The 12,941-nt window shown below is 70.5% G+C and carries 17 protein-coding genes and 1 pseudogene; 8 read left to right on the top strand and 10 right to left on the bottom strand.

The genetic code is table 11. The features are described 5' to 3' along the window. Positions 1–43 precede the first annotated feature (43 nt). Together C472_RS16995 and C472_RS08685 are read left to right on the top strand one after the other, a co-directional pair. The gene (locus C472_RS16995) at positions 44–187 is read left to right on the top strand and encodes a DUF7560 family zinc ribbon protein (protein WP_006629450.1); all 144 of its coding nucleotides are present in this window, start codon (positions 44–46) and stop codon (positions 185–187) included. A 99-nt stretch (positions 188–286) separates the two neighbouring features. Beyond that, complete coding sequence (locus C472_RS08685) at positions 287–1,300, top strand: aldo/keto reductase (protein ID WP_006629449.1); 1,014 nt, start codon at positions 287–289, stop codon at positions 1,298–1,300. Positions 1,301–1,314: 14 nt separating this feature from the next. On the opposite strand, the gene hisH is transcribed toward C472_RS08685, so the two are convergent. From hisH to C472_RS08650, 7 genes are all read right to left on the bottom strand, one after another. Continuing rightward, on the bottom strand, positions 1,315–1,974 hold the full coding sequence (gene hisH / locus C472_RS08680; RefSeq protein WP_006629448.1) for an imidazole glycerol phosphate synthase subunit HisH: 660 nt from the start codon (positions 1,972–1,974) through the stop codon (positions 1,315–1,317). Positions 1,975–2,097: 123 nt separating this feature from the next. Beyond that, complete coding sequence (gene phnE / locus C472_RS08675) at positions 2,098–3,066, bottom strand: phosphonate ABC transporter, permease protein PhnE (protein ID WP_006629447.1); 969 nt, start codon at positions 3,064–3,066, stop codon at positions 2,098–2,100. Next, complete coding sequence (phnC, locus tag C472_RS08670; protein ID WP_049906466.1) at positions 3,063–3,890, bottom strand: phosphonate ABC transporter ATP-binding protein; 828 nt, start codon at positions 3,888–3,890, stop codon at positions 3,063–3,065. The genes phnE and phnC overlap by 4 nt, the downstream gene beginning before the upstream one ends. A gap of 27 nt (positions 3,891–3,917) precedes the next feature. Continuing rightward, positions 3,918–4,919: a PhnD/SsuA/transferrin family substrate-binding protein gene (locus C472_RS08665; protein WP_006629445.1), complete on the bottom strand. Its 1,002-nt coding sequence runs from the start codon at positions 4,917–4,919 to the stop codon at positions 3,918–3,920. A 96-nt stretch (positions 4,920–5,015) separates the two neighbouring features. Further along, on the bottom strand, positions 5,016–5,648 hold the full coding sequence (locus C472_RS08660; RefSeq protein WP_006629444.1) for a uracil-DNA glycosylase: 633 nt from the start codon (positions 5,646–5,648) through the stop codon (positions 5,016–5,018). Between the two features lie 49 nt (positions 5,649–5,697). Beyond that, complete coding sequence (locus C472_RS08655) at positions 5,698–6,324, bottom strand: endonuclease dU (RefSeq protein ID WP_006629443.1); 627 nt, start codon at positions 6,322–6,324, stop codon at positions 5,698–5,700. Next, on the bottom strand, positions 6,321–6,503 hold the full coding sequence (locus C472_RS08650; RefSeq protein WP_006629442.1) for a DUF5786 family protein: 183 nt from the start codon (positions 6,501–6,503) through the stop codon (positions 6,321–6,323). The genes C472_RS08655 and C472_RS08650 overlap by 4 nt, the downstream gene beginning before the upstream one ends. Positions 6,504–6,616: 113 nt before the next feature. Between C472_RS08650 and C472_RS08645 the strand changes: the two genes are divergently transcribed. Then, entirely contained in the window at positions 6,617–7,258 is a 642-nt protein-coding gene (locus C472_RS08645) for an MBL fold metallo-hydrolase (protein WP_006629441.1), read from the top strand. 96 nt (positions 7,259–7,354) lie between these two features. Here C472_RS08645 and C472_RS08640 read toward each other — a convergent pair whose 3' ends face one another. Together C472_RS08640 and C472_RS08635 are read right to left on the bottom strand one after the other, a co-directional pair. Continuing rightward, positions 7,355–7,504: a 50S ribosomal protein L40e gene (locus tag C472_RS08640; protein WP_006629440.1), complete on the bottom strand. Its 150-nt coding sequence runs from the start codon at positions 7,502–7,504 to the stop codon at positions 7,355–7,357. A 62-nt stretch (positions 7,505–7,566) separates the two neighbouring features. Further along, on the bottom strand, positions 7,567–7,836 hold the full coding sequence (locus C472_RS08635) for a thioredoxin family protein (protein ID WP_004598787.1): 270 nt from the start codon (positions 7,834–7,836) through the stop codon (positions 7,567–7,569). Positions 7,837–8,009: 173 nt separating this feature from the next. Here C472_RS08635 and C472_RS08630 point away from each other — a divergent pair, with 173 nt between their 5' ends. From C472_RS08630 to hisE, 3 genes are all read left to right on the top strand, one after another. After that, the gene (locus C472_RS08630) at positions 8,010–8,171 is read left to right on the top strand and encodes a preprotein translocase subunit Sec61beta (RefSeq protein WP_077152317.1); all 162 of its coding nucleotides are present in this window, start codon (positions 8,010–8,012) and stop codon (positions 8,169–8,171) included. A gap of 84 nt (positions 8,172–8,255) precedes the next feature. After that, complete coding sequence (gene pdxT, locus C472_RS08625; RefSeq protein ID WP_006629438.1) at positions 8,256–8,849, top strand: pyridoxal 5'-phosphate synthase glutaminase subunit PdxT; 594 nt, start codon at positions 8,256–8,258, stop codon at positions 8,847–8,849. Next, a complete protein-coding gene (gene hisE / locus C472_RS08620; RefSeq protein WP_006629437.1) occupies positions 8,846–9,199 on the top strand; it encodes a phosphoribosyl-ATP diphosphatase in 354 nt (117 codons plus the stop codon). Before pdxT ends, hisE begins: the two co-directional genes overlap by 4 nt. 7 nt (positions 9,200–9,206) lie before the next feature. Here hisE and C472_RS08615 read toward each other — a convergent pair whose 3' ends face one another. After that, complete coding sequence (locus C472_RS08615; RefSeq protein WP_006629436.1) at positions 9,207–9,593, bottom strand: hypothetical protein; 387 nt, start codon at positions 9,591–9,593, stop codon at positions 9,207–9,209. Between the two features lie 70 nt (positions 9,594–9,663). Here C472_RS08615 and C472_RS08610 point away from each other — a divergent pair, with 70 nt between their 5' ends. Together C472_RS08610 and C472_RS08605 are read left to right on the top strand one after the other, a co-directional pair. Further along, a complete protein-coding gene (locus C472_RS08610; RefSeq protein ID WP_006629435.1) occupies positions 9,664–10,602 on the top strand; it encodes a glycerophosphodiester phosphodiesterase in 939 nt (312 codons plus the stop codon). A gap of 80 nt (positions 10,603–10,682) precedes the next feature. Further along, positions 10,683–12,927 (top strand): annotated as a pseudogene (locus C472_RS08605) (hypothetical protein). Positions 12,928–12,941: the final 14 nt, after the last annotated feature.

Below are 12,941 nucleotides of genomic sequence, written 5' to 3'. Positions count from 1 at the left end.
TTATGTCCGCAGCCCGCGTGCCGATGAACCGAGAGGGAGAGCGTTGACAACCGTTCACTTCACCTGTACCGACTGCGCGCAGACCATCGAGGTCAACGACGCGATGCGCGAGACGATCCTCGACACCGGCTGCCCGGTGTGTACCGCGGCCGCGGCCGAGGACGACTTCGCCGTGACCTGCGAGTAGCCGCCGCGACCGCCGCGGAACCCCCGACGGTCGCCGGTCGTTGACACACCGCATCCGGTTGCTGTGGCTTTTTGCGTCGACCGCGACTACGACGGACCGATGACGCCCGAACTCGACGAGATCGATCTCGGAACCGTCCCGCTCGGCCGGACCGGCCTGCGGACGAGCCAACTCCAGTTCGGCACGTGGCGGTTCGGCCGCGTGACCGAGGCGGGGAACGTGGAGATCGACGAGGAGCGCGCCCACGAGCTGCTCGACGCCTACGAGACCGCCGGCGGGCGGTACATCGACACCGCCGACGTGTACGGCGGCGGCGACTGCGAGCGCTGGATCGGCGACTGGCTCGCCGAGCGCGACCGCGAGCGCTACACGATCGCCTCGAAGGTGTACTGGCAGATCCGCGACGGCGACCCGAACAGCCGCGGCACGAACCGCAAGAACGTCCGCCACCGCGTCGACGCGCTCCTCGACCGGCTCGACACCGATTACGTCGACGTCCTCTACATCCACCGGTGGGACGACGAGACGCCCGCCCGCGAGCTGCTGAAGACGCTGAACGGGCTCGTCGAGTCCGGCAAGGTTCACTACCTCGGCGCGTCGACGCTCCGCCCGAACGCCTGGAAGGTCGCCCGCGCCAACGAGATCGCTCGCAACGAGGGCTGGGAGCCGTTCGAAGTGCTCCAGCCGCGGTACAACCTCGTCGACCGCGAGATCGAGGGAGATTATCTGGAGTTCGCGCGTCAGCGGAACCTCGCCGTCTCCCCGTGGAGCCCGCTCGGACAGGGCTTCCTGACCGGGAAGTACGACCGCGACGAGGACCTCCCCGAGGAGTCGAAGGCGGCCGAGTCGAGCCGCTTCCAGGAGGCGTACCTCACCGAGGAGAACTTCGACGTCCACGACGAGCTGGACGCGGTCGCCGACGAGGTCGACGCCTCGCCCGCGCAGACCGCGCTGGCGTGGCTCGCCCACCGCGACGGCGTCACCGCGCCCATCGTCGGCGCGCGCACCGTCGACCAGCTGCGCGAGAACCTCGCGGCCGCGACGATCGACCTCTCCGACGAGCAGGTCGACCGGCTGACCGCCGCGAAGCCCGGTCCGTACGACGCCTTATAACCAGACCGCGACGCCTACCGTTCCGCGCAGTACTCGACGAAGTTCCGCAGAATCCGCAGCCCCGTCTCGCCGCTCTTCTCCGGGTGGAACTGCGTCCCGAACACGTTGCCGGCCTCGTTGGCGACGACCGCCGGGAAGTCGACGCCGTAGTCCGCCGTGGCGACGACCGCGTTCGCGTCGTCCGGCTCCGCGTAGTAGGAGTGGACGAAGTAGGCGTACTCGCCCTCCACCCCGTCGACGAGCGGGTGGTCGCGCGCGACCTCCAGTTCGTTCCACCCCATGTGGGGCACCTTGCGGTCCACCTCGAACCGGACGTTGGTGCCGGGGATCAGGTCGAGGCCGGTCACCTCGCCCTCGCCCTCGTGGTCGGCCTCCTCGCTGGACGTGAGGAGCATCTGCATCCCGAGACAGATGCCGAACAGGGGGCGACCGGCCTCCGCGTGGTCGGTCAGCGCCTCGCGCAGCGGGCCGGCGTTCTCCATCCCCTCGCGGAACGCGCCGACGCCCGGGAGGACGACGCCGTCGGCGGCCGCGAACGCCTCGGGGTCGTCGGTGATCTCGACCGACGCGCCCGCTCGCTCCAACCCGCGGGTCGCGGAGCGGAGGTTCCCGAGGCCGTAGTCGACCAAGACGACGTCCGCCAGCGTCTCCGCGGGCGGCTCGAAGGTGCTCATACGTCCCCTCGGAGAGGGACGGAAAAGTCGGTTTCCCTTGCGACGGTCGGGTCGGGCGGGCGGGGGACTAAGGAGAAACGGAGAAGCGGGAGAAGCGAAAGAAGCGGGGACGAGCGGCTCAGTTCACTTCAGCGCCGCCTCGGCCATCCGCTGCGGGAAGCCGAGGAGGAGCGCCACGATCCCCTGCGCCTCGTCGCCCTCGCGGAGCGTCGACCGGATCCGCTGGGAGAAGATCTCCACGGAGATGATCAACACGAGGATGACGAGGATCGTCGCCATCATGTTGGTGAACGCGAACAGCCCCTGCTGGACCGAGAGCACCTGTCCGAGCCCGCCGCCGCCGATGATCCCGAGCGAGACGGCGATCCGGACGTTGATCTCGAAGATGTACAGCGTCCACGCGATGAACGGCGTCGTCACCTGCGAGAGCATGCCGAACGTGATCGTCTGCGGGCGGTTGGCTCCGGTGGTCTCCATCGCCTCGATCGGGCCGTCCTCGATCTCCTCGAGTTCGTCCGTGAACAGCCGACCGAGGTTGCCGACCGTGTCGGTCGCGATCGCGAGCGTCGCGGTGACCGGGCCGATCCCGCCGAGCGGGATGTAGATGAGCCCCCACACCAGCGCCGGGATGGCGCGGATCGAGGACATCAGCCCGCGGAAGATGAAGTTGAACGGGAACGGCGTGACGCGGCCGGAGCCGAGGATCCCGAACAGCAGCGCGAGCGGGAACCCCATCACGGTGCCGGCGAAGCCCATCGCGAGCGTGATGCCGGCCTCGCCGAGCAGCGGCGTGTCGCCGCCGATGCCGCCCCAGATCAGGTTCCGTTCTTGGATGAACGTCCAGTAGTCGACGAAGCCGCTCGGATCGATGAACGGGAACGACGACGCGAGGAACGGGAAGAAATCGCGGAGCGCGTTCAGGAAGTTCGGGAAGTAGTTCGGGAGGTTCGCTTCGAAGAAGCCGACGGAGGTGAGCGCGTAGTAGAACACGCCGGCGAGCAGGAGCAGGCCGACGCCGAACACGAGCGCCTTCACCCGGCGGGCGAGCGCGATCGCCTCGTAGCGCCGGGTGACCGCGTCGTCGTGGCTCATTGCCCCATCCCCCCGCTGGAGACGCCGCGTTTCGAGGACGCGTCGTCGGTCGACCCGCCGGAGGCCTCGGTCGCCTCGTCGGGATCGGCCGCGAACATGCCTTCCGTGTCGATGTCGCCGTAGATCTGGTCGATGACGTCCATGTCGAACTCGTCGCGGTAGCCGTCGAACACCTTCTGCCCGTCGCGGAGGCCGATGAACCGCTCGCCGAACTTCCGGGCGAGGTTCACTTGGTGGAGGCTGATGACGGCCGTCAGGTCGCGCTTGCGGGCGGCGGTGCGGAGGTATCCCATCACCTGCTGGGAGGAGCCGGGGTCGAGGCTGGCGACCGGCTCGTCAGCGAGCAGGATCGTCGGGTCCTGAACCAGCGCCCGGGCGATGCCGACGCGCTGTTGCTGCCCCCCGGACATGCGCTTCGCGCTCTGTTGGGCCTCGTCGAGCAGTCCCACGGTGTCGAGCGCCTCCAGCGCCTGGAGCTTGTCGCTCTCGTCTTGCAGCTGGAGCAGCGAGCCGATGAAGGAGTTGCGGTTGAGCGACCCGGTGAGCGCGTTGGAGTACGCGGTCATCTGGTCGATGATGTTGTGCTGTTGGAAGATCATCGCGATGTCGTCGCGGGGACTGGTGACGGGGTCGTCGCCCACTCTGATCTCCCCCTCTGTGGGGGTTTCGAGCGCGTTCATACACCGAAGCAGCGTCGACTTCCCCGAGCCGGAGACGCCGAGCACGATGACGAACTCGCCCTGCGGGATCTCGAACGAGACGTCGTCGAGCGCGACGGTGTCGCCGAACCGCTTTGTCACCCCATCGACTGTGATGCGACTCATTAGCTATAAAGAAAGGTTGTAGAGGGGTTACGAAAGGTCTTCGAACTCCAGACCGAGCTGGTCGAGGACCCGCTGGATCGGCTGGTAGTCGTCGATGCTCCCCTCCTGAACGCCGGTGAACCAGAGCGGCTCTCCGTCGTAGTCGTCGCCGTGGCTGAGGTCGTCCTCGCTCACGTTCAGGATCGCCTCCTCCAACTCGGCTTTGACCGGGCTGTCCCAGCTGGACCGGGTCGCGAGCGGTGCGCGCGGGATCGGGTCGGAGACGGCGAGCAGCTGGAGCTCGGTTCCGGACGACTCGATCTCGTCGCCCGCGCCCTCGTACTCCGCCGAGATGTCGACGAAGTCCTGCGACATCTCCTCGAACTGCTCCTGCGGGACGTAGGGCGCGGAGGAGAACGCGCCGGTCGTCGCCGCCATCACGTCGTCGCGCTGGACCATCTGTTCGCGCGCGGTGGTGTGGTCCGAGAACTCGGCCTCGAAGTTGCCCGGATCGCCGTTGGGGGCGTTACCGACGTCGAGACCCGCGTCCTGAAGGATCGTGAGCGGGACGAGCGTCCCCGAAACCGAGAGGATGTCGCCCATGTAGACGAGCTCGCCCTCGAGGTCGGAGAGCGACTCGATGCCGCTGTCGGGCGTCGTCGTGATCGTCGAGAAGTACCGCGCAGCGCCGTACGCGACCCGGACGCCGACGATGTCGAGGATGTCCCCCCCGGCGATGACCGCGGACGGCGAGATGTCCGCGATCTCGCCCTGATCGTTGCGCATCGACTGGAGCGTCGCGGTGTAGCTCTCCGCGCGGTCGGCCTCGATGTCCACTTCGACCTCGGACTCGAGGTACTCGAACATCGGCTGGTACTGCTGTGTGATCTCGACGTCGGCCTCGGCGGGGTTCAGGATGAACTGCGCCGTCGGAGTGCCGTCCGTCTCCCCGGAGGTGCCGCCGTTACATCCCGCGAGGGCGACCGCACCGGCCGCGCCGGCTGTCTTGACAAACGTTCGCCGATCCGCCGACCACCTGTTGTCGGACATACACAGGACGGTTCCGCTCGCGTGACTAATCGTTTTCTATGTTTTCTATATAGAGACTGAACGACCGTCGGCGGCGAGCGCCGTCGACCCGGCGGATCAGAACTCGCCGAGCCGCGACTGTCCGTCGCCGCCCTCGGCGTCGCGGTCGGCGACGCCGCTCAGCTCGGCCGCCCGCGCGATCGTCTCGAAGAAGCCGTCGCGCTGGCTCCGGTCGTACAGGGTCGCGGCCGGATGGACGGACAGCAGGACGCGCCGCGACGCCCCGGCGAGCCTGGCGTCGACCACGTCGCCGGATTCCGAGGTGATCGCCACCGACCGATCGAGGAGGTGCTCGCTCGGCACCTTCCCGAGGGTCACGATCAGCGCCGGGTCGAGCCGGTCGACCTCGGTTTCGAGGTACCCGCGGCAGTTCGCTAACTCCTCGCTCGTGGGGTCCCGGTTGTCCGGCGGTCGACACCGCACGCAGTTCGTGATCCGCACGTCGGCGCGGGCGAGCCCCGCGTCCCGCAACGCCTCGTCGAGGACGTCGCCGGAGCGCCCCACGAACGGCTCGCCCTCCTCGTCTTCGGTGGCACCGGGGCCCTCACCGACGAACAACAGGTCTGCGTCGGTCGGCCCGACGCCGTCGACGATCCGGCTCCGGGACTCGACCAGCGCCGGACACCGCTCGCAGGCCTGAACGCACAGGTTCTCGTCGAGGACGGAGCCGTCGCCGCCGTGTTCGCTCATGGCCATCGATCCGGTCGGCGGCGTCTAAGTAGCGTCGGTCTCGGCCGCCTCACTCGGCGGCGACCGCCTCGCGGTGGGCGCTCGCGGCGAGCGCCGCGATCCGGAGCGGCTCGCAGCGCCGAAACCCGTCGCGGGTGAGCGCGCGGACCGCCGCGGCGGCGCGCTCGGGGTCGACCCCGACGGCGCGGACGAAGCGGGGGTCGCGGTCGTCCGCGTCGTCGATCGCGTCGCCGTCCGCCCGCTCGCCCGCCTCGCCGTCACCGCCGGCGGCCGGGGCGACCGGAACGCGCGGCGGGAGCGACCGGTAGACGGCGAGCCGATCGGCGAGCGGGTCGCCGTCGAACGCCTCGCGCAGGGCCGGTTCGAGGCCGGGGCTGGCCTCGTAGCTCACGGCGTAGACCGGCCGGTCGACCGTCTCGGCGAGTCGGTCGAGGTCGAGGAGGTTGAACCACGCCGGGGCGACACCCGCGCAGGCGACGTGGCGGACGTCCTCGCGGCCGAGCGCGCGCCAGCAGTCGATCACGGCGTCGGTCGCGTCCGTCCCGCCGACGGCACACTCGGCGAACGCGAAGCCGTCGGGGGTGCCGTCGGCGCGGGCGACGACGCCGGCCGCGCGGCTGGCGTCGCGGCCGTCGGAGAAGGCGACGCCGAGCGTGCGGCTCGGCGGGGTCCTCACGTCTCTTCGGACTTTATCTCCTGAAGCCGGTCGAGGAGTTCGTCGTTGGACGCGCCGGGCTCGTAGTCGACGGACCCCTCGTGGGTTTCTTGGGCAGCCTGAACGCCGTCTTCGTCGTCGAAGTCCGCGTCCAGGTCCTGATTCTCCTGTTCGGACTCGTCGTAGCTGCCAAAGCCCATTTGTGTGTGACACTAACAGGGGGCGAGGCATAAATCCACGGGCGAGAACGACCCCGACCGCCGGGTTCGGGACGCGACTGTACCCTTTTGTCCCTCGGCGAGCGAGTACGGGTATGGAACCGATCGCCGTCACCGCGGACGCGGAGGAGTTCACCTGTAACGCGTACCTCGTCGTCGGGGACGCGACGACGCTCGTCGACGCCGGCACGATGCCGGGCGTGGCGGACGTGGTCGCCGAGGCGCTCGACGAGGCCGACGCCGACGGACTCGACCGGATCGTGTTGACTCACCAGCACCACGACCACGTCGGGGAGCTCGACGCGGTCGTCGACCGCTTCGAGCCGGAGGTGCTCGCGTACGCCGACCACCCGCACCGCGACGCGGCGCTCGAAGACGGCGACGAGGTGCTGGTCGGCGACGAGGCCTGCGAGGTCGTCTACACCCCGGGCCACGCGGACGACCACGTCTCGCTCGTCGGCGACGAGCGGCTCTACTCCGGCGACGTCGTCGTCTACAACGACGGCGCGTTCTCGGACGGCTCGTTCGGTCGGACCGACATGGCCGGTCAGTCGCGCGAGCGCCTGATCGAGAGCCTTCACGACATCCTCGACCGCCTGCCCGACACCGCCGCCGCGATGTTCCCCGGCCACGGCGACGTCTACCGCGCCGTCGAGGGACCGGACACGGTCCGAGCGGTCATCGAGCGCGCGACGGAGCGCGCCGAGCGTCGCGAGCCGAAGTACCCCGACGAGTGAGGAAAGAGAGGGGAAGCGGGGCGGGCGGAGAGAGTCAGAGATCGACGGAGAGGTCGCTCACGGGACGGGAGAACAGCGGAAAAGCGCGTCGACCGATTACGCCGCGCGGCGCTCGGTCGCCTTCGGACGGAGCTTGGTGTAGCCGCACTTGCGGCAGCGCTCGGCCTCGGAGGCGTTGCGGGCGTTACAGCGCATACAGATCTGTCGGTCAAGCATCCGGCGTTCGGCGGCGTCGAAGCTGGCCATACGCCTACTGAGCGAGCGGTGCTGTAAAAGGTTGCGAGACGCCGCTGCGCGGGGCGGGCCGCTCAGGCCCCGGCTTCCGTGAGGGCGGCCTCGATGTCCTCGCGCTGGGTGACGCCGACGAAGCGGTCGACGACGCCGTCGTCGTTCTCGACGATGAGGGTGGGCAGCGAGCGGACCTGGTACTGGTTCGCCACGTCCTGCTCCTCGTCGACGTCGACCTTCTGGAGCTCGAACGCGTCGCCGAGATCCTCCTGAATCTCCTCTAAGATGGGGTCTTGCGTCTTACACGGGCCGCACCACTCGGCGTGGAAATCCAGCAGTCGAACGGTCATAGTCGGTCGCAACTACCGCCGGGCCGCGCATAAGGGTTTCCCACTCGTGTGCGAGACTCACGAAACCCCGAGAAGGCGCGGGTGAACGGCCGGTCCGGGGCCGGGGGCCGGAGACCGCGTCGACGGGCGCGGCGAACGAAACGTTTAGAACGCGGCGACGCGCAGGAACAGACATGAGTGGTTCCAACTCCGGCGGACTGATGTCCAGCGCGGGACTGGTCCGCTACTTCGAGAACGAGGACCGGAACGCCATCTCGATCGACCCCAAGACGGTGGTCGCGTTCTGCGTCCTCTTCGGCGTGTTCGTCCAGATCCTCTCGCTGACGGTCGCGTAGGCGCTCGGGTCAATCCGGTTTCTCGGTCCGTCGCTCCGGTCGCGTAGCGCGCCCTTTTTCCACGCGCCCGCCCCATCGATCCGTATGAAAGCAGGCGTCATCGCCGTTCAGGGCGACGTGGCCGAACACGCCGCCGCCGTCCGCAACGCCGCGACCGCCCACGACGAGTCCGCGGAGGTCGTCGAGGTCCGGGACGCGGGGATCGTGCCCGACTGCGACGTCCTCCTCATGCCGGGCGGGGAGTCGACGACCATCTCGCGGCTGATCCACCGGGAGGGGATCGCCGCGGAGATCCGCGACCACGTCGCGGCCGGGAAGCCCGTGCTCGCCACCTGCGCCGGGCTCATCGTCTGTTCGGCCGACGCGAAGGACGACCGAGTCGACCCGCTGGGGCTGGTCGACGTCTCGGTCGACCGCAACGCGTTCGGGCGACAGAAGGACTCCTTCGAGGCGAAGATCCCGATCGCCGGGCTCGACGACTCCTTCCACGCCGTGTTCATCCGCGCGCCGGCCATCGACGACGTCGGCGACGGCGTCGAAACGCTGGCGACGGTCGACGGCCGGCCGGTCGCGGTGCGAGACGGGCCGATCGTCGCCACCGCGTTCCACCCCGAACTCACGGACGACCCGCGGGTCCACGACCTCGCCTTCTTCCCCGATCGGGAGGTGGTCGCGTGAGCGATCCCGACGCGACCGGAGACGCCGCGGAGGGCGCGACGGAAGCCGAGATCGCCGACGCGTCCTCGGAGTCCGTCCTCGACGACCTGTTCGCCACCATCGAGTCGCGGAAGGAGAAGCTTCCGGAGGGGTCGTACACGGCCTCGCTTTTCACCCACGAGAAGGGCGAGAACGCCGTCTTGGAGAAAGTCGGCGAGGAGTCAACCGAGGCGATCCTCGCGGCGAAGGACGACGACCTCGACGACCTCACCGCCGAGAGCGCCGACCTCGTCTATCACCTGCTGGTGCTGCTCGCGATGAAGGACCTCGACCTCGACGACCTGCGCGAGGAGCTCCGAGACCGGTTCTGACCCCTCCTCACCGCTCCCGTTCGAGCTCGCGGTCGATGTCGTCCAACTCCTCAGTCTCCAGTTCGTCGGCGATCCGGCGCTCGAACTCCGCCTCGCTGATCTGCCCCTCGACGTACTGCTGCCGAAGCCGGTCCTGCCGGCCGTCCGCGGCGTCGACCGCGGTCGTACCGCCGCCGATCGAGTCGACCGACGGCGAGTCGTCGTCGCCGAGCAGCCACGAGCCGGCCTTGTACGCGACGTAGCCGAGCCCCGCCAGCACGGCGAGCGTGACGATTCCGGAGATTACCGCGGTCGCGAGGCCGATGATGGCCGATATCACGGACAGCACGACGCTGACGACGACGAGGATCGCGACGGCGATCGCGCCGTAGTAGAGGGCCTTCTTCCCGTCCATGCCTCGGGGTCGGGCGGCCGGCCGCAAATACCTTCTCCCGCGCCGCCGAACGTCCCGGACGGGAACCGCCGTGAACGACGCCGAACCGTCCGGATCCGACGGAACCAGCCGATCGACTCGGAGAGCGGCGCTGCGGCGAGGCGGGTCGCTGGCGGGCGGCGCGGTCGCGGCGACCGCCGGCTGCGTCGGCCGCGAGGGCGAGGCGAGTGAGGTGCGCGGCGACCGCGGCGACCGCGGCGAGCGCGACGCGTCGGACCCGCCGGTGATCGCGCACCGCGGCTTCGCGGCCGAGAACCCGGAGAACACGGTCGCGGCCGTCGAGGCGGCGACGGCGGCCGTCGACCGGGTCGAACTCGACGTGCGGTGCTGCGGCACCGGGGAGCTCGTCGCCTTCCACGACGCGACGCTCGGGCGGGTGACGGACGCGACCGGGCGGGTCGAGGAGACCGCCTACGATCGGCTCGCGGCGCTCTCCGTGGAGGACTCGGGCGAGCCGGTGCCGACGCTGGCGGCGGCGCTCGACGCCGTGCCGGCCGACGCGTGGGTGATGCTCGACCTGAAACAGCGGGGGATCGCCGCGGACGCGCTCGCGGTCGCCGCGGACCGCGACCACGGCCTCGCCGTCGCCGCGGCCGACCCCGCGGTGCTCGAAGCGGTCCGGGCGGCCGACCCCGCGGTCCCGACCGTCTACGGCGTCCGCGAGTCCGTCCCGGCGCGAGTTCTGCGGCCCCTGGTCCCGGGGCGGCTCTGCGGGGTGGGGCTGCCGCGGTGGGCGTACCCGCCGCAGGACGCCGCGGGGACGGTCGAGACGGCGACCGCGCTGGGCTGTGCGGCGGTGTCGCCGCGATACGAACTGTGCCTGCGGACGGACGTCGTCTCGCGGGCGAGGGACGCCGGCCTCCGGCTGCTGCCGTGGACGGTCGGGTCGGAGCGAGAGTATGAGGCGGTGGCGGGCGCGGGAGTCGACGCGGTCGTGTCGGACGTTGCCCGCGGACCGTCAGGGAGGTGAGACGACGCCGGAGAAGTGAGGCGAGGATCGGGGGACGAGCGACAGAAGCGTTATTCGTCCGGGTCACGTCGCCCGAAGAAATGGATCGGGACTCGGAGAACGGCGGAGACGAGGGCCTGACCGGCCGGGACGAGGACATCGACCCCGACGGACCGGTCGACCGGCGGACGGTGCTCGGCGCTGTCGCGGGGGCCGGGAGCGCCGCGGTCGCCGGCTGCGCCGGCTCGGAGCCGGACGACGCGTCGACGACCCGGCTGGACCCGGAGCGCTTGGAGGGGCTCGCAGTCAGGTTCGCGCCGACGCTGTACTTCGATTCCGCCGAGCCGTGGTTCCCGACCGACCCGCGCCCGTACGCGAGCGAGGAGGAGGGTGAGACGGTCGTCGACGGGTTCGCCGCGTTCGACGGCTACCACGAGCGGTACGACGAGGCCGGCGAGCCGCCGGACCCGACCGTCTTCTACAACGGGATGCGCTACGAGGACTCGTCGCTCGCGGTGGTCCAGTTCTGGATCTACTCCGCGTTCGACCAGTTCACGGCGAACTTCCACTGGCACGACTGGGAGGCGCTCCACGTCTTCGTCGACCTCGACACGGGCGACCCGCAGCTGTACGTCGCCAGCTCGCACTCCCGGAGCGTCCCGAACAACGAGTTCCTCGACCCGGATCCGGACCGAGTCCCCCGGATCCTCACCGAGCTCGGCTCCCACTCCAGTGCGCTGTCCGTCAACGAGGTCCCCGACGGCTTCCGGCGCGTGGGCGAGGGAGGGCTGCTCGCGGACGTCACGAACGCGGCGATAGACACCGTCGAGGACCTCCTCGGGATCCCGCTCGCGTACGGTCTCCCCCGCGACGAGGGGGCGCGGCTCCCCTTCGTCGTGCCCGAGTACGAGGGCGAGCCGATATACGACCACCCGGACCTCCCGTCGGTGACCGCCGACTCGCTCGTCGACGGGGCGCTCACCGTCCGGTCGCTCGACGCGCTCTCGTCGCCGCCGACCGACCTCCCGGCGCGGGAGACGGGCGTCGCCTTCCGCCACCGCGAGCGGGACGACCCNGGTCGTCGAGTACGACCTCGTTCCGAGCGCCGAACTGGAGCACATCTCGGCGTTCACCGGGCCGCAGCTCAGCTTCGAGTTCGCCGTCCCGGAGGCGGTCGAGGACGCCGTCGCGGGCCACATCACGACCACCGGCGTCCCGTGGGAGCAGCCCCGGTACGAGAACCCCGCGCTCGACGTCAGCGCCGGGAACCACCGGTCCGAACTCGCCGACCGGTACGACGCGATCGCCGGCGACGAGTCGTTCGGCGACGGCGCTGCCGGCGCGCTCGACGCCGTCGTCGCCCGCGTCACCGAGGCGACCGAGACGGACGACGCGCCCGAGGGCGAGGGGCTGACGACGACGGCGGCGAGCGTCGAGTCGTTCGTCCTGATCGAGAGCGACCCCGAGGCGGTCCCGACGTTCGCCGGCGGGGTCGCGGTCGCCAACGGCGTCCCTGAGGGCGACCACCGGCTCACGGTCAACGGTGCCGGGCAGGCCCCGCACAGCGAGCGGTTGACCGTCGGGGCCGAGGAGTCGATCACCGCGGCCGGCGTCGACGGCGAGATTCCCCTCGTCGCCCGCGAGAACGCGCGGAAAGTGGAGCTCGACGACGCCGAGAGCGACGTCGAGGTGACGCGGACCGCGATCGAGGACGACTTCGCCGGGCGGATATACGACTCCGCGGTCGACGGGAGCGACGCGACCTACGTCCACGCCGGCGGGGCGTACACGACGGAGGTCCGCGACGCCGACGACGAGGTCGGCGCGTACCGCGTCAACCCTGACCCGCCGGGGAAAGACGACGGGGGCGACGACGACGGAGACGACGGCGACGGTGGAAGCGGCGCGGCCGACCCGATCCGGATCGGGCGGCCGGAGACCGGCGCGGCCTCCCTCGCCGGCTACGTCGCCGACGTGGCCGAGGAGACGCGCGCGGCGGTCGCGGAGGCCGCCGCGGCGAGCGACGACGGGGACGACAGCGACGACGACTCCGGCAGTTCCGGCGGCGGCGGGGGCGGCGGCCCGTCGAACGCGGTCAACGGGTTAGAGCAGGCCCTCGCGGCCGCGGTCGATCAGGCGGAGCGGGCCGAGGAGCGCGCCCGCGAGGGCGACGCCGAGGGGACGGACCGCCAGCTCTCGAACGTCCTCGACCGGATCGCTCGGATCGAAGAGCGGCTCGCCGCGGCGCGCGAGGGGCTCCCTCCGGGGCTCGCGAACGCGACCGGGAAGCGGGTCGAGCAGGCGACCCGGCGCGTCGAACAGGCGCGGGACGCGGGGAAGCTGTAGGGCACCCCGAGGCG

The sequence above is a fragment of the Halorubrum tebenquichense DSM 14210 genome (assembly GCF_000337415.1).
In the GTDB taxonomy this organism is placed as follows: domain Archaea; phylum Halobacteriota; class Halobacteria; order Halobacteriales; family Haloferacaceae; genus Halorubrum; species Halorubrum tebenquichense.
Note: the sequence above shows the minus strand (reverse complement) of the source record. Positions and strands in the feature narration are given on the sequence as shown.

Excerpts from the sequence above, each read along its gene's own strand:
- C472_RS08685 (WP_006629449.1), top strand. The coding sequence starts at position 287 with ATGACGCCCGAACTCGACGAGATCGATCTCGGAACCGTCCCGCTCGGC.
- hisH (WP_006629448.1), bottom strand. The coding sequence starts at position 1,974 with ATGAGCACCTTCGAGCCGCCCGCGGAGACGCTGGCGGACGTCGTCTTG.
- phnE (WP_006629447.1), bottom strand. The coding sequence starts at position 3,066 with ATGAGCCACGACGACGCGGTCACCCGGCGCTACGAGGCGATCGCGCTC.
- phnC (WP_049906466.1), bottom strand. The coding sequence starts at position 3,890 with ATGAGTCGCATCACAGTCGATGGGGTGACAAAGCGGTTCGGCGACACC.
- C472_RS08665 (WP_006629445.1), bottom strand. The coding sequence starts at position 4,919 with ATGTCCGACAACAGGTGGTCGGCGGATCGGCGAACGTTTGTCAAGACA.
- C472_RS08660 (WP_006629444.1), bottom strand. The coding sequence starts at position 5,648 with ATGAGCGAACACGGCGGCGACGGCTCCGTCCTCGACGAGAACCTGTGC.
- C472_RS08650 (WP_006629442.1), bottom strand. The coding sequence starts at position 6,503 with ATGGGCTTTGGCAGCTACGACGAGTCCGAACAGGAGAATCAGGACCTG.
- C472_RS08645 (WP_006629441.1), top strand. The coding sequence starts at position 6,617 with ATGGAACCGATCGCCGTCACCGCGGACGCGGAGGAGTTCACCTGTAAC.
- C472_RS08640 (WP_006629440.1), bottom strand. The coding sequence starts at position 7,504 with ATGGCCAGCTTCGACGCCGCCGAACGCCGGATGCTTGACCGACAGATC.
- C472_RS08635 (WP_004598787.1), bottom strand. The coding sequence starts at position 7,836 with ATGACCGTTCGACTGCTGGATTTCCACGCCGAGTGGTGCGGCCCGTGT.
- C472_RS08630 (WP_077152317.1), top strand. The coding sequence starts at position 8,010 with ATGAGTGGTTCCAACTCCGGCGGACTGATGTCCAGCGCGGGACTGGTC.
- pdxT (WP_006629438.1), top strand. The coding sequence starts at position 8,256 with ATGAAAGCAGGCGTCATCGCCGTTCAGGGCGACGTGGCCGAACACGCC.
- C472_RS08615 (WP_006629436.1), bottom strand. The coding sequence starts at position 9,593 with ATGGACGGGAAGAAGGCCCTCTACTACGGCGCGATCGCCGTCGCGATC.